This is a genomic window from Demequina pilifera (genome assembly GCF_048814985.1).
In the GTDB taxonomy this organism is placed as follows: Bacteria; Actinomycetota; Actinomycetes; order Actinomycetales; family Demequinaceae; genus Demequina.
Map to the genome: position 1 here is coordinate 43,293 of NZ_JBMDTW010000007.1, position 20,972 is coordinate 64,264.

The following is a 20,972-nucleotide window of genomic DNA, read 5'->3' on the forward strand; positions in this document are numbered from 1 at the left end:
CCCTGTCGACAAAATTCCCGCGCCGAAAGGTCACCCATGTTCCTCGCGCTGCGCTCGCTGGTGTTCCAGCGCGGCCGCTATGCCCTGATCGGGCTCGTCATCGGGCTCCTCGCACTGCTGACCATGATGCTCTCGGGCCTCTCCGTCGGGCTGGTCAATGACGGGGTCTCCGGCCTCAAGAGCCTGCCCGCCACGGCCTTCGCCTTCGAGTCGGGCACGAAGGCGGACAACGCGTTCTCCCGCTCCGCGGTGGACGATGGCCAGCGACGGGATTGGCAGAGCGAGCCCGGCATCGCCGAGGCGGAACTGTTCGGGGTGTCGCTGATCAATGCGCGCACCGCGGGCGGGCAGGACATCGACCTCAGTCTGTTCGGGTTCGTTCCCGGAGGGTTCCTCGAGCCCGAGATCGGCGAAGGCTCGGCCATCGACTCCCCCGCCGGCATCGTGCTCTCCGCGACCGCCAGAGAGGATGGGGTGGCGATCGGCGACACCATCACACTCGACCGGGTGGACACCGAGCTCGAGGTCATGGGCTTCACCCCCGGCCAGGCGACGTTCGGGCACGTCGACGTGGGCTACGTCCCGCTGGCCACATGGCAGTACGTGGCCTCGGGCACGTCCAGCCCCGGCCAGCCCGACGACCAGACGATCGCTGACGGCCGGATCGACACCGCCAGCGTGGTGGCGCTGCGCACCGTCGACGGGCACTCGCTCGAGGCCGCCGGCGTCGACGTCGCCACCGCCGACTCCGCGGCGGACACGACCATGATGACGTTGACCGAGGCCTTCGGCGCCTCGCCCGGCTACACCGCGGAGACCACCACGATCTCGCTGATCCAGGGCTTTCTCTACATCATCGCCGCACTGGTGATCGGTGCCTTCTTCACGGTGTGGACGGTCCAACGTCAGCATGAGCTCGCCGTCCTGCGCGCCGTGGGGGCCTCGACCGGCTTCCTGTTGCGCGACGGAATCATGCAGGCGGCCGTGCTGCTCGTCACGTTCACTGGCGTGGGCGTGGCCGCCGGCGCGAGCCTGGCGGCGCTGATGCCCGCCGGCGTGCCATTCAGCATCGAGGCCGGCCCGGTCGCGGGCGCGGCACTGCTGATGATCACGCTCGGACTCGTCGGTGCGGCTCTCGCCGTGCTCCGCATTGCACGCATTGAACCCGCTACGGCCCTGGGAGGGAACCGATGACCACGCCCAGCCCGCTTCGCAACGACAGCCGTGCCGGAATCGAGATGCGTGCGGTGACCCTCACGCATGGCGACGGCGACCGCACAGTGCTCGCTCTCGACGACGTTTCGCTCTCCGTGGTGCCCGGCGAGCTCGTGGCGATCATCGGCCCCTCGGGAGCGGGCAAGACGAGCCTGCTGACCGTCGCCGGAGCGCTCGCCCAACCCCATTGGGGCACCATCGCGGTGCACGGGCGCGACCTCGCCACCCTGTCACGCCGCGAGCAGGCGAAGTTTCGCATCCAGGAGATCGGCTTCGTGTTCCAGAGCGGCAATCTGGTACCGGCGCTCACGGTCGCCGATCAGCTGCGACTGGTCCACCGCCTCGCCGGCGGGCGGGGCTTCGATCCGATGCCGCTGCTCGAGCAGGTGGGGATCGCGCACAAGGCGGACCGGCGGCCGCACGAGCTCTCGGGCGGTGAGCGCCAGCGGGTGGGAATCGCCCGGTCGCTCGTGAACTCGCCGACGGTGCTGCTGGTGGACGAGCCGACCGCCGCGCTGGACCGCCAACGAAGCCAGGAGGTCGTCGCGCTGCTGCGCGAGGAGACGCACAAGGCGGGGGTCGCGACGGTCATGGTCACGCATGACCACGACGTGCTGCATCACTGCGACACGGTGCTGCGCATGGAGGACGGGCGCTTGGAGCCCCGCGCCCACCCGCAGGAGTGACCGGACTGCGAGGGTCAGGCCGTGACGTCCTTGTAGGCGTCGTGGTGCCAGATGCCCTCGTCGAGGTACCCGTCGCCATAGGTCGTGTACCCGAGCCGCTCGTAGAACGCCATCGCCTGGTCCTGGGCGGACAGCTCGACCCGCACGTGGCCGTGGGCGCCGTGGCGCTCGAGAGCGGCCGCCTCGAGGAATTCCATGAGCGCGCGGCCAGCGCCCGTGCCGCGCGCGGCGGCCGTGACGGCGAGGCGGCCGATGTGCGGGGTGGCGGGGTCCATCGCGCCGTGCGGGGTGCCCTGGCCGTGCGCGGTGTCGGTGTGAGGCGCGAGCAGCCGACCCGCTCCCACGGGGGCGCCGTCCTCGGCGTACGCGACGGCGTGGAACGTGCGGGGGTCGTCGTCGAGCTCGTCGCGCTCCCCCTCGGGCGACACTCCCTGCTCGTGCACGAACACCGCGAAGCGCACCTCCAGCGCGTCCGCGAAGTGGCTCTCGGTCGTGACCGCCTCGACTCTCACGCTCACCCCCGAAGCCGCTCGAGCGCCGCCAGCAGGTCCGCGGGATACTCGCTCGTCACCCGGAGCTCGTCTCCCCGGGTGGGGTGCGCGAATGCGAGCTCGCGCGCGTGCAGCCACTGGCGCTCGAGCCCCAGCCGCTGAGCGAGGCTGGGGTCCGCCCCGTAGGTCAGGTCGCCCGCGAGGGGGTGACGCATCGCGGCCATGTGCACGCGGATCTGGTGCGTGCGGCCGGTCTCGAGATGGACCTCCACCAGCGATGCGGCGGGGAACATCTCCAACACCGCGTAGTGGGTGATCGACGCCTTGCCTCCCTGCACCACGGCAAAGCGGTAGTCGGCCGTGGGGTGTCGCCCGATCGGGGCGTCGATGGTGCCCTCGGTGGGGTCCATGTGGCCCTGCGCGACCGCGTGATAGACCTTCTCGACGTCGCGCTCCTTGAAGGCTCGCTTGAGCTCCGTGTAGGCGCCGTCGGACTTCGCCACCACCATCAGGCCCGAGGTGCCGACGTCGAGGCGGTGCACGATGCCTTGGCGCTCGGGCGGCCCGGACTGCGACAGCTGCACGCCGGCCGATGCGAGCCCGCCCACCACGGTGGGTCCCGTCCAGCCCGGTGACGGGTGGGCGGCGACGCCCACGGGCTTGTCGACCACCGCCACGTCGTCGTCCTCGTAGACCAGGACCAGACCGCCAGGAATCGTGGGTTCGGCGGCTCGCTCGCGCTCGTCGGGGATGTCGACGGCGAGGACGCCCTCGGCCAGTCGATCCGACTTGCCCAAGGTGTGGCCGTCCAACGCGACGGCGCCGTTCACGAGCAGCTCGGCGGCCTTGGTGCGGCTCAGGCCAAGCATGCGCGCCAGTCCCGCATCCACGCGCTCGCCGATCAGGGAGTCCGGCACGGGCAGATAGCGCGTGTCAGCCACGAGGCTCCTCGCGCGGGGATTCGGCCGATGCGTCCGTGGCTTGGGTGGGCGACGTCACCTCGGCGGAGGCGGGCACGTCGCCCTCGGGCGACGGGGACTCGCCTGACTTGGGCGCGAGCAGCGGCCGGTTCGTGAGGCTCATCACGAGCACCGCCGCGGCGACGCCCACGATCGCGAGGTCGGCGACGTTGCCCACGAACCAGCCGTTGTAGTTGATCATGTCGACCACGTGTCCCTCACCGAAGCCCGGCTCGCGCAGCAGGCGGTCGATGAGGTTGCCGATCGCGCCCCCGAGGACGATGCCGAACAGGGCGACGGACAGCCGGGACTGCGCGCGGCGGGCGAACACCACGATCGCCACCGTCACCACGGCCGCGATGACGGTCATCACCCAGGTGTAGCCGTCGCCAAGCGAGAAGGCGGCGCCGGAGTTGAAGACCAGCTGGAAGGACAGCAGGTCACCGAGAACGGGCTGCTTCTGCCCCGGCTCGAGGGCGCTGAGCGCCCACTGCTTGGTGACCTGGTCCAGGGCGATGACGGCGAGGGCGACCAACCACAGGGCTGGTCGCCAGGTCAACGACGCTCCTCGCGCTGCTTGCAGGCGACGCAGTGGGTGGCGCGCGGGAACGCCTGGAGGCGGGCCTTGCCGATCCCCTTGCCGCACACCTGACATGCGCCGTACGTTCCGGCCTTCACGCGGCGCAGCGCGTCCACGCTCTGCTCGAGCATGTCGCGCGTGTTGTTGACGATCGACATCTCCTGCTCGCGCTCCAGGGCGGTCGAGCCGGCGTCAGCCTGGTCGTCGCCCGCGCCCTCCGAGGTGTGGAGCAGGTCATCGAGGTCGTGCTCGGCGCCGTGGTACTCGGCGACCAGCCTCTCGACGTCGGAGTTGAGCGTCTTGACGATCCCGCGAAGCTCCGCAACCTTCCAGGGCTCATCACCCTCTCGGACCGCAAGCTTCTTGGCGTCGGCGGCCTTGAGCTCGGCCGGGTCCACAACGACGATCGTCACGTCAGTGCTGGTCATCACACATCCTCGAATCAGGTCAGTGTCGTGAGAGTAGTCCGGTTTGCCCCGCATCGCAAAGCGCCACGCCATCCGAAGATGACGTGGCGCGTGGGGTGGAACCGGGGCTTGCGGCCCGAGTCAGGAGTTCTTGGTGTCGCCGTCCTCGGGCGAGGAGGACCCGAAGGCCCTCGAGACATCGCTGTTCGGGGGTCCGGCGAGCGGCTGATACGCCGAGGCGCCCCACGGGTTCGGCTGCTCGCCGTCCTCGTCCACGCCCTCCTGCTGGGCGTCGTCGCGCGGGCTCGAGTCGCCGTCGTTGGACCGTACCTGCGCCCATGGGCTCGACGGCGCGGACGGCGCCGAGGCGGTGCTCTGGGGCGTGTAGGAGCTGAACGAATCGCCGGTCTGCGCGGTGTCGTCGGACGACTCGCCGGCCTGCTGGCTGTCATCCGACTGCTCGAACGCGGGCACGGAGTCACCCTCCGACTCGTCGGAGGCGTCGTCGGACGCCGACACGCCTGCGCCGAACCCGGCGCCGAAGGCGGGAGCCGACGAGGCCGCGGGCTCGGCCTTGCCGCCGTGGTCGAGGTCGCCCAGCAGGTTCTCGAGGTAGCTCTTGAGGCGAGCGCGGTAGTCGCGCTCGAAGCGCCGGAGGTCGTCGATCTTGCGCTCGAGCTCGCTGCGCTCCGACACCAGCTCGTCCATGCGGGCCTTCGCGTCGGTCTCCGCCTGCTCGACGATCGACTCCGCCTTCGACTTGGCGTCGTCGATGAGACGATCGCGCTCGGTCTCGCCGGCGTGCACGTACTCGTCGTGCAGCTTCTGCGCCATCGCGAGCATGCCGGTCGCGCTGGGGGGCGTGGGGTCGGTCGCGGCTGCGAGCAGACCACCCTCGGTCGACGGCTCGGCAGCGGAATCGGCCTCGCTCGACGCGGGGGCCCCGGCCTGAGCCTGAGCCAGGCGCTTGGCGAGATCGTCGCGCTCGGCGGTCAACGACTGGACCGTGTGCGCGACCTCGTCGAGGAAGTCGTCCACCTCGTCCTGATCGAAGCCCTCGCGGTACTTGGTCTTCGAGAACGCCTTGTTCAGCACGTCCTCTGCCGTGAGCAGTGCCATGTGCAAACCACCTTGTGTCTTGTGTCTAGTCGTGGCCGGTGGTACCGGCCAGCGCGTCGATAACCGTCACTGTACTCATCAATAGGTATCGGCACCCACCTGAATTCGCATCACGCGCAAATCGGACGATGGGCCGATCTCCCCCGTCAGACGAACAACAGTACGTTGTACAGGATCGAACAGCCGAAGAACAGCACGAGGAACGCGATATCGAGGCGTACCTGGCCGAACTGCAGCGGGGGGATGAAGCGTCTCAGGAATCTGAGCGGGGGATCCGTGACGGTGAACACCGCCTCGGTCGCGACCAGCATCGCCCCTTGCGGGCGCCACTCTCGCGAGAAGGACATCACGAAGCCCAGAATCACGCGTGCGAAAAGCACCAGCATGAAGAGGAACAGCGCGAAGCGAAGGGCCTGAGCAACGAGTTCCACCCGGTGAGCCTAACCGACGTCAGCGCTCGTTGAAGAACTCGCTCTCCTGCGGTGCCGGCGGCTCGGCGTCCATGCCGATCTCGACGTGCGCGGGCGAGAGCAGGAACACGGACGTGGTCACGCGCTCGATCGAGCCGTGGAGGCCGAACGACAGACCTGCGGAGAAGTCCACGAGGCGCTTGGCATCCGCGTCCGACATCTCGGTGAGGTTCATGATGACCGGCACGCCCTGCCGGAAGGCCTCGCCGATGAGCCGCGCGTCGTTGTAGGTGCGCGGCTTGATGGTCTGGATGCGGCGCAGGTCGTTCGCGCCCACGTTGCTTGCGGGGGTCCGCTGACGGTCGGCGCGGTTGCCGTTCTTGTCGCGGACCTCGGACACGTCGTGGAGGTTCGTCACGGGCGCGAGCTCCTCGTCGGCATAGTCGTACTCTTCGTGCTGGCTCACGTCGAAGCCGAGGTACTGGATCGCCTTGCGCATTGCGCTCATGGATGGCTCCTTCAATGGTGAACACGCTGTTGCTAGAACGGTAGGCCGGGCCAGGGGGCGAGGTGCGGAGCGACACGCCGCTCAGTCACTCGCAGACGGCCACGCCAGCGAACCGGCCGGTCACGCCGTCGCGCCGATGTGAGAACAGCCGCGGGGATTCGGCGGTGCACTCCTGCACGCGCACGATCTCCCCGACACCCAGTTCGGACAGCCTCGCCTCGATCGCGCGCGGCAGATCGAGCGCCGCGGTGCCCTCGCGGGTCGTCGCGAATGCCGCCGGGTGGCGCCCGGCGACCCGTGCCCTCATGTCGGCCGGCACCTCGTAGCAGAGGCCGCAGATCGCGGGACCGATGCTGGCTCTCATGCGTCCGTGCGCGGCCCCGGCGCGCCGCAGGTCGAGCATCTCGGCGAGGGCCGCGTCGATCACTCCCGCGAACAGCCCTTCGCGACCCGCGTGGACCGCCGCGACCGCGCCCGTGGCGTCGTCGTGCACCAGCACCGGCACGCAGTCCGCGGCGATCGCTGCGACGGCGACGCCGGCGACCGACGTCACCAGCGCATCGGCCGTCGGCGGCGACTGACCTGGCGCGCCCACCCGCGCCACCGCGATGCCGTGCGCGGCGGCGAGGAACGTCACGGGCGCTCCCGCGGCGTCCGCCACGCGCGCCCGGTTGGTCGCGACGGCGTGCGGCTCGTCGCCCACGTGGACCGCGAGGTTGAGCGAATCGTAGGGAGGCGCACTGACGCCGCCCTCCCGCGTGGTGAAGAAGGCGCGGATCGGCAGACCCGCGTCCATCACTGCAGGTCGATCACGGCCGGACTAACGGAGGAACTCGGGCACGTCGAGCGACTCGGCGTCCCGGCGCACCGGCTTCACGTCGATCGTGTCGGTGCGTGCCGGCGGCTCGTCGACGTCCGCCTCGATGGCCTGCGGAACCGACGACTCCTCGACGGGGGCGTCCACGGGGTCGGTCTCGGCGGAGGACCGCATCTCGCGAGCGCCGTCCACCATGCCCAGGGCGCCGGACGCGTGGCTCACAGTCGGCGAGCCGCCGTCGAATCCTGCGGCGATCACGGTGATGCGCAGCTCGTCGCCCAGCGAATCGTCGATGACGGTGCCGAAGATGATGTTGGCCTCGGGGTGGGCCGCCTCGCGGACCAGGCGGGCCGCGATCTCGACCTCCTTGATGCCGAGGTTCGTGCCGCCCGCGATCGACAGCAGCACGCCGTGAGCACCCTCGATGGATGCCTCGAGCAGGGGCGAAGAGATCGCGCCCTCCGCAGCCTGGAGGGCTCGGCCCTCGCCACGAGAGGAGCTCACTCCCATGAGCGCCGTGCCCGCTCCCTGCATCACGGACTTCACGTCGTTGAAGTCCACGTTGATGAGCCCGGGGGTGGTGATGAGGTCCGTGATCCCCTGCACGCCGCCCTGCAGCACCTGGTCGGCGGCCGCGAACGCGCCGAGCACCGACAGGTCGTTGTCGGAGATGTCGAGCAGGCGGTCGTTCGGGATGACGATGAGGGTGTCGACCTCTTCGCGCAGACGCTGGATGCCGGCATCGGCCTGATCGGCGCGCCGGCGGCCCTCGAATCCGAACGGACGAGTGACCACGCCCACGGTGAGGGCGCCGAGGTCGCGCGCGATCTTCGCGACGACGGGCGCTCCACCGGTGCCGGTGCCGCCGCCCTCGCCCGCGGTGACGAAGACCATGTCGGCGCCCTTGAGCGCCTCGGCGATCTCCGCCTCGTGGTCGTCGGCGGCCTGGCGACCCACCTCGGGGTCGGCGCCCGCTCCCAGCCCACGGGTGAGCTCGCGCCCGATGTCGAGCTTGACGTCGGCGTCGGACATCAGCAGCGCCTGAGCATCGGTGTTGATGGCGATGAACTCGGCGCCCTTGAGGCCGACGTCGATCATGCGGTTGACGGCGTTCACGCCGCCACCGCCCACGCCGACGACCTTGATGGCGGTGATGTAGTTCTGCGGTGCGGCCATGAGCCCCTCCCAACCTTAACCCTCTACTTGAGGGTTATAGTTATGTCAACTGCTTCCTCGATGACGGTACGTGCCAGCGCCGCCAAAACCCCACAGGCTCGCGCGTGTCGCGCGGATAATTGCGGCGCTCTACTCGGCGCGAGTGATCGGCAGCGACGGCGCGGAGACGTCGATCACGTCCGCCTTCGACGCCTCCGGGGACTCGAGCAGCGCCTGCAGCACCTCAGCCTTGAGCGCCGACTCCTCGCCGCTGCCCCACTCCACGCGCGGCCCGTCCCGCAGCACGAAGTTGATCGAGTCCTCGGTGTCCGCCTCGATGCCCTCGACGCGGTCGCGCAGACCCACCGGAAGCTCGTCGATGACGTCCAGCACGCCGGACAGGATGCGGGTCTGACCGCTCTCGAGAGGAATGGTCACGACCGGGAGCTGGGACGGCACGTCCTCCGTGGAGTCGACCTGGTCCCCCAGGTCGTCCACCAGCACGAACCCTCCGCCCTCCTGCGGGATCGCGGCGACGGGCTCGGACGAGGTGATCTCGACGCGCAGCCCGGACGGCCACACGCGGGTGATGGTCGCCTCCCGGACCCCGACGAGAGTCTCCAGCTCTGCCGCGACGGCGCCCGTGTCGAGCGTCGCCAGCGACGCGCCGTCGTGTGCGGCGACCACGGACTCGACCTGAGCGGGGTCGACGACGCTGCCGAAGCCTGCCGCCTCGACCTGCTCCGCGTCGAAGGCGAACACCGGAGACAGCAGCACGAGCCACACCGCGGCGAAGGCGCCCAGCGCGATCGCCGCCCTCTTGCCCCACCGGAGCGCGCGCAGCCGAGTCTGCGCGGTGCGCCGCTCGCGCAGCCGCTCCTGCATGCGGGTGGAGACCTTGGCGGCCGAGCCGGCGGCGACCTTGGCCCACGGCGTGGGCACGGGGGCGGTGCCGGGATCGGGCCGATGCGCGGACAGCGTGGAGCTCGACCGCGGCGTCGCCTGGCGAACGTCGGCACTGGCCGACGCGCCGGCGCTTCGCGCGGCACGCCCGGCGGAGCGGCCCGCATCGCGGGCGCGCTGCGTCAGGCGGCCGGCCGAGCCAGCGAGCCGACCGGCGGGAGCGTCGCCCCCGGTCTGGGTCCCGAACCGACCTGCCGGACGCTTGGACGAGGACGCGGTCTTCGTGGGCGACGATGTGGCGCCCTTCGCGGCCGTGCTCTTCGACGCCGTGCTCTTCGCAGCTGCGCCCTTGGGAACCGTGNAGCGAGCCGACCGGCGGGAGCGTCGCCCCCGGTCTGGGTCCCGAACCGACCTGCCGGACGCTTGGACGAGGACGCGGTCTTCGTGGGCGACGATGTGGCGCCCTTCGCGGCCGTGCTCTTCGACGCCGTGCTCTTCGCAGCTGCGCCCTTGGGAACCGTGCTCTTGGGAACCGTGCTCTTGGCAGCGGCGCGCTTCACGGGCTTCGGTGGCCGCGCGGGGGCCTGGGGACGGCGGGGCTCAGCCATGGCCGCCCGTGCCGGCGGCACGCGGCTCGCCACCCGATCGCAGAGCGTCCAGGATCCACTCGGCGGCCAGGGTCACGGTGCCGGATCCGACCGTCATCACCTGAGTGCCGGCGCGTGCGAGGGACGCGGCGACGGCGGCCGCGGCCTCGAGGTCCTCGACGACCTGCGCGGTCGACCCGTCGGGAACCGTCATGCGGTCGAGGATCGTCTGCGACGTCACTCCCGGGATCGGATCCTCGCGGTCGCCGTGCACGCCGGCGATCACCACGTCGGCGTCGTCGACGGACAGCGCGTCCGCGAACGCCTGCGCGTGGAGCTGGGTGCGGGTGAACAGCGCGGGCTGGAAGAGCACCACGAGGTGGCCCACGCCGGAGGCGCGGGCCGCCGCCAGCACCGCCGCCACCTCTGTGGGGTGGTGAGCGTAGTCGTCGACCACGCGCACGCCGCCCACCTCGCCGCGGAGCTGATACCGGCGCCCCGTGCCCGCAAAGCTCGCGAGCGCTCCGGCCACGCGCGCGGAATCGGCGCCGACCGCGACCGCCGCCGTCCACGCCGCGGAGGCGTTGAGGCGCTGGTGGGCTCCGGGGATCGGCACGCTCAGGGGGTGCGCCGCACCGTCGCGCACGAGGGCTTCGGAGGTGACCGTCACGTCCGCATCGGCCCGCCCATACGTGATCACCTCGACCCCGGCATCGGCCGCCGCGCGCGCCACGCGCATGACCGTGTCGTCCTCGGCGCAGGCGACGAGCACCCGGCAGTCGCGCGCGAAGTCCGCGAACGCCTGCTCGAGCGCCTCGACGCTGCCGTAGTGATCCAGGTGGTCGGGCTCGATGTTCAGCAGGATCGCCACCTCGGGGTGATAGCGCAGGAACGACCCGTCGGACTCGTCCGCCTCGACCACCGCAACGTCGGAGTCTCCCGCATAGCCGCCCGCGACCGCGCCGTCGACGCCGAACACCCTGGCCCCTACCGCGAAGGAGGCGTCGACCCCCGCTCCGTGCAGCGCATGGGCGACCATCGCGGAGGTGGTGGTCTTGCCATGAGAACCCGCGACGGCGATGAGCCGCTTGCCCTCGAGAGCACGGGCGAGCGCCTCGGAGCGATGCAGCACCGGGATCTCGAGCTCGCGCGCCCGCGCGAGCTCGGGATTGGACTCGCGCACCGCGGTCGAGATCACCACGGCATCGGCCCCGTCGACGAACGCGGGGTCGTGGCCCACGCGCACGTCCATGCCGGCATCGCGCAGCGCCAGGAAGTAGGCGCTCTCGCCGCGATCGGAGCCGGACACGTCGATCCCGCGCGCGGCGGTGAGCCGTGCGACCGCGGACATCCCCGACCCGCCCACGCCGATGAAGTGGAAGCGGGTCACCGCAGCGCCCCCTCGACCATGTCCGCGAGCCGCTGAGCGCCGTCGCGGATGCCGATGCCGCGGGCGGCCTCGCGCATGGCGGTCGACGCCTTCGAGTCCAGCAGCATGTGCTCGGCGCGCTGCTCGAGCATCGCGGGCGTCAGCTCGGAGTCGGCGACCATCATCGCGGCTCCCGCCTCGACGGCCGGTCGCGCATTGTCCGCCTGCTCCCCGTTGCCATGCGGCAGCGGCACGTACATGGCGGGCAGTCCCAGCGCGGTCAGCTCCGACACGGTCGCGGCGCCCGCGCGGCACACCACGGCACCCGCGGCCGCGAGCACGGTCTCCATGTCGTGGGAGTACTCCTCCACGCGGTACAGCTCGCGCTGGTCGGCGCTCAGGTCGCCGTACGCTCGCGCGGCTTCGTCGGCCTTGCCCTTGCCCGTCAGGTGCCAGACGTGAACCCCGTGGGCGACGAGGTTCGGCACCGCCGCGACCGCGGCGGCGTTGAGGCTCGCCGCTCCGAGGGACCCGCCGGTGATGACCAGGACGGGGGCATCCGCCGGCCACCCCGCCATGGCGCGCGCGGCCTCACGGGCATCGTCCACGGCGCGGGGATCAGCGAGCAGCTCCGCGAGGTCGCGGATCGAGGCGCGCAGCGGAAGCCCGGTGAGCCGGGCGTGCCGCAGCGGGGTGTCCGGGAAGGTCACCGCGACGTGCTCGGTCATCCGCGACCCGAGCTTGTTCGCCATGCCCGGGCGGGCGTTGGCCTCGTGCACCACGATCGGCACTCCCGCGCGCCGGGCCGCAAGATACGCGGGCGTGGAGACATAGCCGCCGAACCCCACCACCGCATCGGCCCCGGACGCCTCGATCGCGCGCCGGGCGGCGCGCACCGCGGACGCGAAGCGGCCAGGAAAGCGAGCCATGTCCCCGGAAGGCCGGCGCGGCATCGGCGCCTTGGGCACCTCATGGAGCGTCACGCCGGCTCGCGGCACCAGATCCTGCTCGAGCCCCTCGGGCGTGCCGAGCGCCTCGACGCGGTGCCCGCGCGAGCGCAGCTCCTCAGCCGTCGCGAGCAGCGGATTCACGTGGCCGGCCGTTCCCCCGCCGGCCAGCAGCACGCTAGCCACGGCGCCCCCTGGCGATGACCGCGATGGACTTCTTCACGACCGAGGGCCGCGCCGCGAAGGCCTCGGGCGCGCCGGGCTCGCGGCGCGCGAACGCCATCAGCACGCCGATCGCGGCGAGCGACACGATGAGCGACGAGCCGCCGGAGGACACCAGCGGGAGCGGCACGCCGGTGACCGGCGCCAGCCCCACGACCACGGCGATGTTGATGAGCGCCTGACCCACGATCCACGCGCCGATCCCCGCGGCCGCGATCTGCACGAAGGGATCGCGGTGGCGGTGCACCAGGCGGTTCACGGCGACGGCCACCATGCCGAACGCGACCAGCATGAGCAGCGTGCCGATGAGCCCGTACTCCTCGCCGATGATCGCGAAGATGAAGTCCGAGTCCGCGACGGGCAGGTATCCCCACTTCTCCCGGCTCATGCCGGGGCCGAGACCCCACAGCCCGCCGGAGGCCAGCGCGTAGGTCCCGTGGAGGGTCTGCATGCACGCCCCTTGCGGGTCGCAGTTCTCGGGGTTCAGCCACACGTCGATGCGCGATCCGCGCGACTCCCCGTCGTTCAGGAGCAGGAGCATCCCCACGAGGGCGAGAGCGCCCCCCGCCGCGAAGTACCGGATCGGCAGGCCCGCGGCCCAGTACGCCGCCGCGACCATGATGACGATGACGAGGGCGGTTCCCATGTCGCGGCCCCACAGCACGAGCGCGAGCACGATGACCGCCGCGACCGCGCCGGGGTTGACCAGCCCGCGCAGCGAGGACAGCTGGCGCCGGCTCACCGACAGGGCGACGCCCAGAAAGAGTGCGAGCCCCAGCTTGGAGACCTCGGATGGCTGGAAGGTCACCGGACCCACGCGGATCCAGTTCTTGTTGCCGCCCGAGGCCTCTCCCACCAGCACCACCGCCACCAGCAGCACGATCGACACCAGCAGAATCGGCACCGCGACGCGCTTCCAGAACGTCACGGGCATGCGCGAGCCGATCACGAGCGCCGCCATGCCGATGCCGAGCGCCACCGCCTGGATCATGAACAGGGTGAAGGGGTTGCCGTCCGAGCGCTGCAGCGCGATGTTCGAGGTGCTCGACAGCACCACGGCGAGGCCGACCACCACCAGCAGCGCGCTCGCGACGGCGAGCAGGTAATAGGTGGTGACGGGAGAGCCGGAGGGTGTGCTGCTCTCGGTGCGTCGCGACGCAGTGGCCGTCATGACGCCTCCTTAAGCGCTCGCCCTCACCGCGTGAGCGAAGGCATCTCCCCTATCCGCGTAACTGCGGAACTGATCGAACGATGCGCAGGCGGGTGACAGGAGCACCGTGTCGCCCTCCTGGGCGAGCGCACGGGCCTCGCGCACCGCCTGCTGCATCACAGTGTCGCCCGGCGCGATGCGGGTCACGGGGATATCGGCCGCGTGTCCCGCCAGCGCCGATGCGAGGGGCTCCGGATCGACGCCGATCAGCACCACCGCGCGCAGTCGCGTTCGCAGCGCCGCGACGAGCGCGTCGAACTCCTGGCCCTTGGCCTGGCCGCCCGCGATCCACACCACGCTCGCCGGCGCGCGGCCGCCGAAGGCCGCGAGAGCGGCGTGGGCGTTCGTGGCCTTGGAGTCGTCCACGTAGGTGACGCCGTCCACCGTGGCGACATGGGCGGTGCGGTGCGCGTCCAGCGAGAAGTCCCGCAGCCCCTGCGCCACAGCATCGGGCGCCACGCCGACCGCGCGCGCGAGAGCCGCCGCGGCGAGAGCATTGAAGACCAGGTAGGGAGGCACCTGGCCCGCGACCAGGTGAGAGAGGTCGTCGACGTGACCGAGCTCGACGGCCTCCGTGCGCCGGGCGCCGTGGAAGGCGCGGTCGAGAAGCACGCCGTCGACGACTCCGAGCTGCGACACGGTGGGCGCGCCGCGCGTCACGCCGACGGCCCGGGCCCCCTCGACGACGTCGGCCTCCGCCACCATCGACTCGACCAGCGGGTCGTGTGCCCCGTACACGCACGCGACCTCCACGTGCTGGTACACGCGGGCCTTGTCCGCGCGATAGTGCTCGACGGAGCCGTGCCAGTCCAGGTGGTCCTCGTCGACGTTCAGGCACACGGCGGCGTGCGGCGACAGCGTGGACGTGAAGTGCAGCTGCAGGCTCGCGATCTCGACGGCCACCAGATCGTGCTGCTCGCGCGCCGCGGCGATGACCGGGACGCCCATGTTGCCGCACACGGCCACGTCGAGGCCGCCCGCGGCCGCGATCGCGCCGACCATCTGCGTCGTGGTGGTCTTGCCGTTGGTACCCGTCACGAGCACCCACGGGACGCCCTCGCGACGCACCCGCCACGCGAACTCCATTTCGGACCAGATCTCGATGCCCGCCTCCTGCACCGCGCGCACCTCGCGCGTGTGCGGGGCGAAGCCGGGCGAGGACATGCACGCGTCCACCGCACCCAAGTCGACCTGGCCGATGTCGGCGACGTCCGCATCGGCCGCACCCGGATCGACCGTGACGGCGTTCGCGCCCAGGTCGCGGCACGCCGCCAGTGCGGAGCGGCCCGCGACGCCGAGCCCGAGGATCAGGACGGTGAGCCCCGCCAGCGGGGACGAGGCCACGCTCACTCCCCTGCCGGGAGCGCCGCGATCCACTCGGCGTAGAACAGGCCGACTCCGCCGGCTGCGGCGAGACCGGCGATGATCCAGAACCGGATCACGATCGTCACCTCTCCCCAGCCCAACAGCTCGAAGTGATGATGCAGGGGCGCCATCTTGAACACCCGTTTACCGCCCGAGAGCTTGAACCAGCCGATCTGGATCACCGAGCTCGCGACGATGATGACGAACAGCCCGCCGATGATGACGCCCAGCAGCTCGGTGCGCGACATGATGGTGATGCCGGCGATGGCGCCGCCGAGCGCGAGCGAGCCGGTGTCGCCCATGAAGATCTTCGCGGGGCTGGCGTTCCACCACAGGAAGCCGAAGCACGCCCCGGCGATCGCCGCGGCGAGGATCGCGAGATCGCGCGGGTCCCTCACCTCGTAGCACAGGCTCGTCGAGGACGTGAAGCCGCACCACTGGTTGTACTGCCACAGTCCGATGACCGTGTATGCGCCGAAGAAGATGAGCGCGGACCCCGTGGCGAGGCCATCCAGGCCATCGGTGAGGTTGACCGCGTTCGACCATGCGGTGATGAGGAAGTTCGCCCACACGATGAACAGGATGATCCCGATCGCGGGACCCCAGTACGCGAGGTCGAGGGCGGTGTCGCGCAGGAACGAGATCGAGGTGGACGCGGGAGAGTCGCCGTACTGATTGGGGAACTGCAGCGCGAGCACCCCGAACGAGATGCCGACCACCGCCTGCCCCAGGATCTTGTAGCGCGCCTTGAGCCCCAGCGACCGCTCCTGGCGGATCTTGATGTAGTCGTCGAGGAAGCCCACGAAACCGAGCCCCACGATGAGCAGCACCACGAGCATCGACGAGGCGTAGGGCGTGCGGCCGGTGAGGAGGTTCGCCCCGAGCCACCCGAGCACGGTGGCGAGGATGATGACCACGCCGCCCATGGTGGGGGTGCCGCGCTTGACCAGGTGGGTCGCCGGCCCGTCGTGGCGGATGAACTGCCCGTACTGGTGGCGGGTGAGGAAGCGGATGAACAGTGGGGTGCCGAGCAGCGCGATGACCAGCGAGATCCCTCCCGCGAACACCACTGCTCTCATGCGTCAACTCCCAGCAGATCGTCGGCCAGCTTCCACAGCCCGGTTCCGTGGGACGCCTTGATCAGCACGGTATCGCCGCGCGCCAGACGCCCGTCGAGGAACGCGCGGGCCTCGTCAATGGTAGCGACGTACGCGGCCTCGTCTCCCCACGAGCCTTCGCGGACGGCCGATGCGTGGGCCGGCTTGGCGCCCTCGCCCACCACGAGCAGGTGGTCGATTCTGAGCCGGACGGCGTCGAGGCCGATCTCCTCGTGCGCCTCTCGCGACGCGTCGCCCATCTCCCGCATCTCGCCGATGACGGCGAACGACCGGCCCGTGGTCGCGACCTCCTTGAGGGCGCGCAGCGCGGCGCGCATCGACTCGGGAGATGCGTTGTAGCTGTCGTCCAGCACCCACACGCCGTCGGCGCGCTCCGTGAGCGCCATGCGGTGCGGGCTGAGGGGGGTGGCGGCGCTCACTCGCGCCGCCGCGTCCTCGGCCGAGAGCCCGCACTCGACAGCGACGGCCAGGGCGGCCAGGGCGTTCGTGACGTGGTGCTCGCCGACGAGCCTGAGCGCCGCGCGCGGGCCGTCCGCCATGCCGTCCACGCCGGCGAGCGTGAAGGCCGCGCACCCGCGTTCCAGGGAGATCTCGGCGGCCACCACGTCCGCGCCCGTCGCGGTGCCATAGGTGCGCACCCGGCGGCCGTCCTCGTGCAGCGACGGCCGCGCGGCCATCGCGGCCACCCGGTCGTCGTCGGCGTTCAGCAGCGCGACGCCTCCGGGAACGAGCCCGTCGAGCAGCGTCGCCTTCTCCGCAGCCAGCGCCTCGGGAGACCCGTAGCCGCCCAGGTGGGCGGTGCCGACCGTCAGCACGACGGCGACGTCCAGCGGGGCGATCCGCGTGAGGTAGGCCAGGTCGCCCGGGGCGGAGGCGCCCATCTCGAGAACGAGGTGGCGCGTGGAGGCGTCCGCCCGCAGGACGGTCAGCGGCAGGCCGATCTCGTTGTTGAAGCTCCCCACCGGCGCCACGGCGTCGTCGAGCACCTGGGCCAGCAGGTCCTTCGCGGTGGTCTTGCCGTTGGAGCCCGTGATGCCGATCACCGTCAGGTCGCCCTCGATGCGCAGCAGCGCCAGGTAGGCGCTGGCGAGGCGGCCGAGCGCCGCGGTCACGTCCTCGACGAGCACATGGGGGCCCGCCACCGGCTGCGACACCAGCGCAAGCGCCGCGCCGGACTCGAAGGCACGCGGCGCGTAGTCATGGCCGTCGACCCTCTCGCCCACGAACGCCACGTACAGGGCGCCCGGCTGCACGTCGCGGGAGTCCTTCTCCACCGATGTGACGCGGGCGTCGACCTCGGCCGCGAGCTCTCCTCCGACCGCGTTCGCGACCCACTGCGCCGTCAGCGGCCTCATGCGCGCTCCCCCGTGTCCGGCTTGGTCGATCTCACGTCTGTCGATGTCACGTCTGTCGGTGTCACGGCACCGTGGACGGTGACGGACGCCTGCGCGCCGGGTTCGGGGGTTCTGCCGTCCCGCTCGGCGACGATGCGCGCGTGCGCCGCGAGATACGCGTCGCGGTCGTTGTAGCGGTGGAAGACGCCCGCGATCTCCTGCGTGGGCTCGTGGCCCTTGCCCGTGACGATCACCGTGTCCTCGGGGCGCGCGAGCCGCAGCGCGTACTCGACCGCCGCGACGCGCGGCTCGACCTCGTGCACGTCGCGCAGGTCGGGGCGCGCCTGCGCGATGCCCGCGCGGATCGCCGCACGGATCGCGGCCGGCTCCTCCGAGCGCGGGTTCTCGTCGGTGAGCACGATCACGTCCGCGAGCTCCGCGGCGATGCCGCCCATCACCGGGCGCTTGCCCTGGTCCCGGTCCCCATCGGAGCCGAAGATCAAGATCAGCCGTCCGGGCGTGATGGGGCGCACCCCCTGCAGCGCCAGCGTGAGCGCATCGGGCGTGTGGGCGTAGTCGACGATCGCGAGCGGGTCGGCGTCGCCGCGCTCGACCACCCGCTCCATGCGTCCGGGAACCGCGTGCGCGGTCGCGACGCCGGCGATGGCCTGCACTAGCGGCACCCCGGCCGCGTGCGCGCTGGCGATCGCCACCATGGCGTTCGAGACGTTGACCAGGCCCGGCAGCGGAGACTCGGCTGCGTGCTCGGCCCCGCGGGGGTCGGTGAACGTGAAGCGCGAGCCCACGCCGTCGAGCCCGACGTCCGCCGACGTCACGGTCCAATCCGCGTCCTGCGGATCGTCCACGTGAGTCGACACCGTCTCGACCGGGATCTCGACGCGTGCCGCGAGCTTCCTGCCCCACTGGTCGTCGACGTTGATCACCGCGCGCTCGGCCCTGCCGGGCTCGAACAGCCGCGCCTTGGCGTCGAGGTAGTCCTCCATGGTCCCGTGGAAGTCCAGGTGGTCCCACTGCAGGTTGGTGAACACCGCGACCGAGAACCGGACCCCGCTGATGCGCTCCAGGGCTGCAGCGTGCGAGCTCACCTCCGTGACCGCCGCCGTCACCCCCTCGTCGCGCATGCGTGCGAGCAGGCCGTGCAGCACGGGCGATTCGACGGTGGTGCGCGGGGACTCGATGGTCTCGTCGAGGATCCGAAGCTCGACGGTGCCCATGATGCCGCGGCGCTCGTGCAGCTGCGCAAGGGCGTTGTCGATGAAGTAGGCCGTGGTGGTCTTGCCGTTGGTGCCCGTGACGCCCACGAACACCAGGTCCCGGCTCGGATCCCCGTAGACGAGCGCGGCGGCCTCCCCCATCGCGCGACGGGCGTCGTCGACGAGCAACACGGGGACGTCCACGCCCGACTCGGCGAGCAGGGACTCGCCCTGCGCGTCGGTGAGGACTGCGACCGCCCCGGCCGCCACCGCATCGGCCGCATACCGCGCGCCGTGCACCTTGAGGCCAGGGAAGGCGCCGAAGAGGTCGCCTGCGGCGACCGAGTGCGAATCGACCGTCGCACCGGTGACGAGCACCGATCCGGGGTCCTGTCCGTCAGGAGCCGTGTCGCGTCCGGCGCGCACACGCACGCGCGCACCCGCACGATCGGCCAGCTCGGCGAGCGTGCGGGGCACCGCTCTCGAAGGACGCAGCGCCATCTCCTGCACGTTCACTCCCAAGTGGTCGGGTACAGCTCCTCGCGCGGGCCCGAGGGCGGGACCCGGAGGGCCTGCAAGGCAAAGGTTGCCACGTCCTTGAACACCGGGGCCGCCACCTCGCCGCCCCAGATCGAGGACTTCGGGTCCCAGACGAACACCGACACGACGATACGCGGGTCGTCGGCCGGCGCCACACCGACGAAGGAGGACACCAAACGCGTCAGCTGTCCGTTCTCGTCGGCGGCCTCCGCGGTGCCGGTCTTTCCTGCTACGCGGTAGCCGTCGATCTTGGCCAGTCCTCCCGTGCCGGACTCGGTGACGTCCTCGAGCATCAGCATCACCTGGTCCGCGGTCTGCTCGGACACCACTCGCGTGGGCTCCTCGCGTTCACGCTCGATGAACTGCCCGTCGGCGGTCTCGTATCCCTTGACGACCGAGGGCTGGACGCGCACTCCGCCGTTGGCGATGGTCTGGAAGGCCTGGCTGGTCTGAAGCGCGGTGCCCGCGACGCCCTGGCCGTACAGCACGGCCCACTTGGTGCGGCCGTCCCACTGCTGCCACGGGTGCAGGATTCCGCCGACCTCGGTGGGCAGCCCCACGTTCGTGGGGGACCCGAAGCCGAAGGCCTCGAGGTAGTGATAGCGCTGCGCCTCGGTGAGGTCCTCGCCCACCTGCACCGTGCCCGTGTTCGACGAGTTCACCAGCACGCCCGACAGCGTGAGCTTCTGGTCCTCGTGGCGGGTCGCGTCCTTGAAGGTCTGGTTGTTGTCCGTCGTGTACTGGTACGGAGCGATGTAGCGGCTGGTCGGAGTCGCCACCCCCTCCTCGAGGGCCGCGGCCATCGTCACGACCTTCGCCGTCGACCCGGGCTCGAAGATGTCCTGCACGGCGCGAGAGCCGCGGGCGCTCGCGGGCGTCGCGCCAGGATCGTTGGGGTCCACGGCACCCGAGTCCGCGATGGCGAGGAACTCACCGGACTTGGCGTCCTGAACGAGCGCGATGGCCTGCGAGCCGCCGTTGGCCGCGAGCGCCTCCTCGAGGGCCTGCTGGGCGTAGAACTGGATGTCGCGGTCGAGGGTGAGCTGCACGGTCGAACCCGGGACCGCCTCCTCCTCCTCGAGGACCCCGGTCGGGATCACGGTGCCGCCGCGGGCATCGGACTCGTACGTCAGCGAACCGGGGCTGCCCAGCAGCTCGTCCTCGAACGCGGCCTCGACGCCCGCCAGACCCCAGTCGACGCCCTGTCGGTCCTCGCGCCCGCCGACGAAGCCCACCACGTTGCCGCCGACGTCCCCGTTGGGGTACATGCGCTCGGTGACCGGCTCGCGGTCGATGCCCGGGATCCGCTCCTCGTTGATCAGGCCCCACACCTCGGGGGTCACGTACTTGGCGATGTACTGGAAGCCGCGGTCCCCGACCAGGTCGGCCGCGAGCTCAGATTCGGACACGCCCAGGATCGGGGCGAGGATCTTCGCGGCGTCGAGCGGCCCCTCGGCGATCACCTGCTTGTTCTCGATCTGCCGGAACTCCTTCAGCTCCGTCTGATCGACGAACACGTGATAGCGCTGCGCGGAGGTGGCCATCACCACGCCGTTGCGGTCGACGATGTCGGCGCGCACCGGCTCGATCGTGGAGGTCGCCAGGCGATTCTCGAGCGCCGCCGTGGACAGCTCGGACGCGTTGACTCCCTGGATCATCACCAGCTTGATCGCGAACACGGCCAGGATCACGAGGGTCGCGAGCGTCACGATGCGCTGACGCGTGCGTGGATCTCCTACGCGCACGGCGCGCGCTCCCGACGCGCTCACGCGCACGGTCGCGGGGCGGCGGGCCGCGCCGCCCGAACGCGACCGCG

At 71.2% G+C, this 20,972-nt stretch carries 20 protein-coding genes; 2 read left to right on the top strand and 18 right to left on the bottom strand.

Annotation, left to right across the window (positions count from 1 at the left end):
• Positions 1 to 36 precede the first annotated feature (36 nt).
• Both ACNI14_RS12500 and ACNI14_RS12505 read left to right on the top strand, forming a co-directional pair.
• A complete protein-coding gene (locus ACNI14_RS12500; protein WP_420520380.1) occupies positions 37 to 1,194 on the top strand; it encodes an ABC transporter permease in 1,158 nt (385 codons plus the stop codon).
• Entirely contained in the window at positions 1,191 to 1,901 is a 711-nt protein-coding gene (locus ACNI14_RS12505; RefSeq protein ID WP_420520381.1) for an ABC transporter ATP-binding protein, read from the top strand. The genes ACNI14_RS12500 and ACNI14_RS12505 overlap by 4 nt, the downstream gene beginning before the upstream one ends.
• 14 nt (positions 1,902 to 1,915) lie before the next feature.
• Here the strand turns inward: ACNI14_RS12505 and ACNI14_RS12510 are convergent, their stop codons facing one another.
• The 18 genes from ACNI14_RS12510 to ACNI14_RS12595 form a co-directional block, all read right to left on the bottom strand.
• Positions 1,916 to 2,413, bottom strand: coding sequence for a GNAT family N-acetyltransferase (locus ACNI14_RS12510; RefSeq protein ID WP_420520382.1), 498 nt, complete (start codon positions 2,411 to 2,413; stop codon positions 1,916 to 1,918).
• Positions 2,414 to 2,415: 2 nt separating this feature from the next.
• The gene (locus ACNI14_RS12515; RefSeq protein ID WP_420520383.1) at positions 2,416 to 3,333 is read right to left on the bottom strand and encodes an RluA family pseudouridine synthase; all 918 of its coding nucleotides are present in this window, start codon (positions 3,331 to 3,333) and stop codon (positions 2,416 to 2,418) included.
• Positions 3,326 to 3,910, bottom strand: a complete 585-nt coding sequence (gene lspA / locus ACNI14_RS12520) for a signal peptidase II (protein WP_420520384.1) — start codon at positions 3,908 to 3,910, stop codon at positions 3,326 to 3,328. The genes ACNI14_RS12515 and lspA overlap by 8 nt, the downstream gene beginning before the upstream one ends.
• On the bottom strand, positions 3,907 to 4,359 hold the full coding sequence (locus ACNI14_RS12525) for a TraR/DksA family transcriptional regulator (RefSeq protein ID WP_420520385.1): 453 nt from the start codon (positions 4,357 to 4,359) through the stop codon (positions 3,907 to 3,909). Before ACNI14_RS12525 ends, lspA begins: the two co-directional genes overlap by 4 nt.
• Positions 4,360 to 4,479: 120 nt before the next feature.
• A complete protein-coding gene (locus tag ACNI14_RS12530) occupies positions 4,480 to 5,457 on the bottom strand; it encodes a DivIVA domain-containing protein (protein WP_420520386.1) in 978 nt (325 codons plus the stop codon).
• Positions 5,458 to 5,603: 146 nt separating this feature from the next.
• Entirely contained in the window at positions 5,604 to 5,888 is a 285-nt protein-coding gene (locus tag ACNI14_RS12535) for a YggT family protein (RefSeq protein ID WP_420520387.1), read from the bottom strand.
• A 19-nt stretch (positions 5,889 to 5,907) separates the two neighbouring features.
• A complete protein-coding gene (locus tag ACNI14_RS12540) occupies positions 5,908 to 6,375 on the bottom strand; it encodes a cell division protein SepF (RefSeq protein ID WP_420520388.1) in 468 nt (155 codons plus the stop codon).
• A gap of 85 nt (positions 6,376 to 6,460) precedes the next feature.
• Positions 6,461 to 7,171: a peptidoglycan editing factor PgeF gene (gene pgeF / locus ACNI14_RS12545; RefSeq protein ID WP_420520389.1), complete on the bottom strand. Its 711-nt coding sequence runs from the start codon at positions 7,169 to 7,171 to the stop codon at positions 6,461 to 6,463.
• A 24-nt stretch (positions 7,172 to 7,195) separates the two neighbouring features.
• On the bottom strand, positions 7,196 to 8,368 hold the full coding sequence (ftsZ, locus tag ACNI14_RS12550; protein ID WP_420520390.1) for a cell division protein FtsZ: 1,173 nt from the start codon (positions 8,366 to 8,368) through the stop codon (positions 7,196 to 7,198).
• A 129-nt stretch (positions 8,369 to 8,497) separates the two neighbouring features.
• Complete coding sequence (locus tag ACNI14_RS12555) at positions 8,498 to 9,289, bottom strand: cell division protein FtsQ/DivIB (protein WP_420520391.1); 792 nt, start codon at positions 9,287 to 9,289, stop codon at positions 8,498 to 8,500.
• Positions 9,290 to 9,850: 561 nt separating this feature from the next.
• Positions 9,851 to 11,227, bottom strand: coding sequence for a UDP-N-acetylmuramate--L-alanine ligase (gene murC / locus ACNI14_RS12560; RefSeq protein WP_420520392.1), 1,377 nt, complete (start codon positions 11,225 to 11,227; stop codon positions 9,851 to 9,853).
• On the bottom strand, positions 11,224 to 12,339 hold the full coding sequence (gene murG, locus ACNI14_RS12565) for an undecaprenyldiphospho-muramoylpentapeptide beta-N-acetylglucosaminyltransferase (protein ID WP_420520393.1): 1,116 nt from the start codon (positions 12,337 to 12,339) through the stop codon (positions 11,224 to 11,226). Before murG ends, murC begins: the two co-directional genes overlap by 4 nt.
• A complete protein-coding gene (locus ACNI14_RS12570; protein ID WP_420520394.1) occupies positions 12,332 to 13,546 on the bottom strand; it encodes an FtsW/RodA/SpoVE family cell cycle protein in 1,215 nt (404 codons plus the stop codon). Before ACNI14_RS12570 ends, murG begins: the two co-directional genes overlap by 8 nt.
• 9 nt (positions 13,547 to 13,555) lie before the next feature.
• The gene (gene murD, locus ACNI14_RS12575; RefSeq protein WP_420520395.1) at positions 13,556 to 14,929 is read right to left on the bottom strand and encodes a UDP-N-acetylmuramoyl-L-alanine--D-glutamate ligase; all 1,374 of its coding nucleotides are present in this window, start codon (positions 14,927 to 14,929) and stop codon (positions 13,556 to 13,558) included.
• A gap of 2 nt (positions 14,930 to 14,931) precedes the next feature.
• Positions 14,932 to 16,029 (bottom strand): phospho-N-acetylmuramoyl-pentapeptide-transferase, encoded by a 1,098-nt coding sequence (gene mraY / locus ACNI14_RS12580; protein ID WP_420520396.1) that lies wholly within the window; start codon positions 16,027 to 16,029, stop codon positions 14,932 to 14,934.
• Positions 16,026 to 17,423, bottom strand: a complete 1,398-nt coding sequence (locus ACNI14_RS12585; RefSeq protein WP_420520397.1) for a UDP-N-acetylmuramoyl-tripeptide--D-alanyl-D-alanine ligase — start codon at positions 17,421 to 17,423, stop codon at positions 16,026 to 16,028. The genes mraY and ACNI14_RS12585 overlap by 4 nt, the downstream gene beginning before the upstream one ends.
• Positions 17,420 to 19,117: a UDP-N-acetylmuramoyl-L-alanyl-D-glutamate--2,6-diaminopimelate ligase gene (locus ACNI14_RS12590; RefSeq protein ID WP_420520398.1), complete on the bottom strand. Its 1,698-nt coding sequence runs from the start codon at positions 19,115 to 19,117 to the stop codon at positions 17,420 to 17,422. The genes ACNI14_RS12585 and ACNI14_RS12590 overlap by 4 nt, the downstream gene beginning before the upstream one ends.
• 11 nt (positions 19,118 to 19,128) lie before the next feature.
• A partial coding sequence (locus ACNI14_RS12595) for a peptidoglycan D,D-transpeptidase FtsI family protein (protein ID WP_420520399.1) occupies positions 19,129 to 20,972 on the bottom strand: 1,844 nt, incomplete at its 5' end.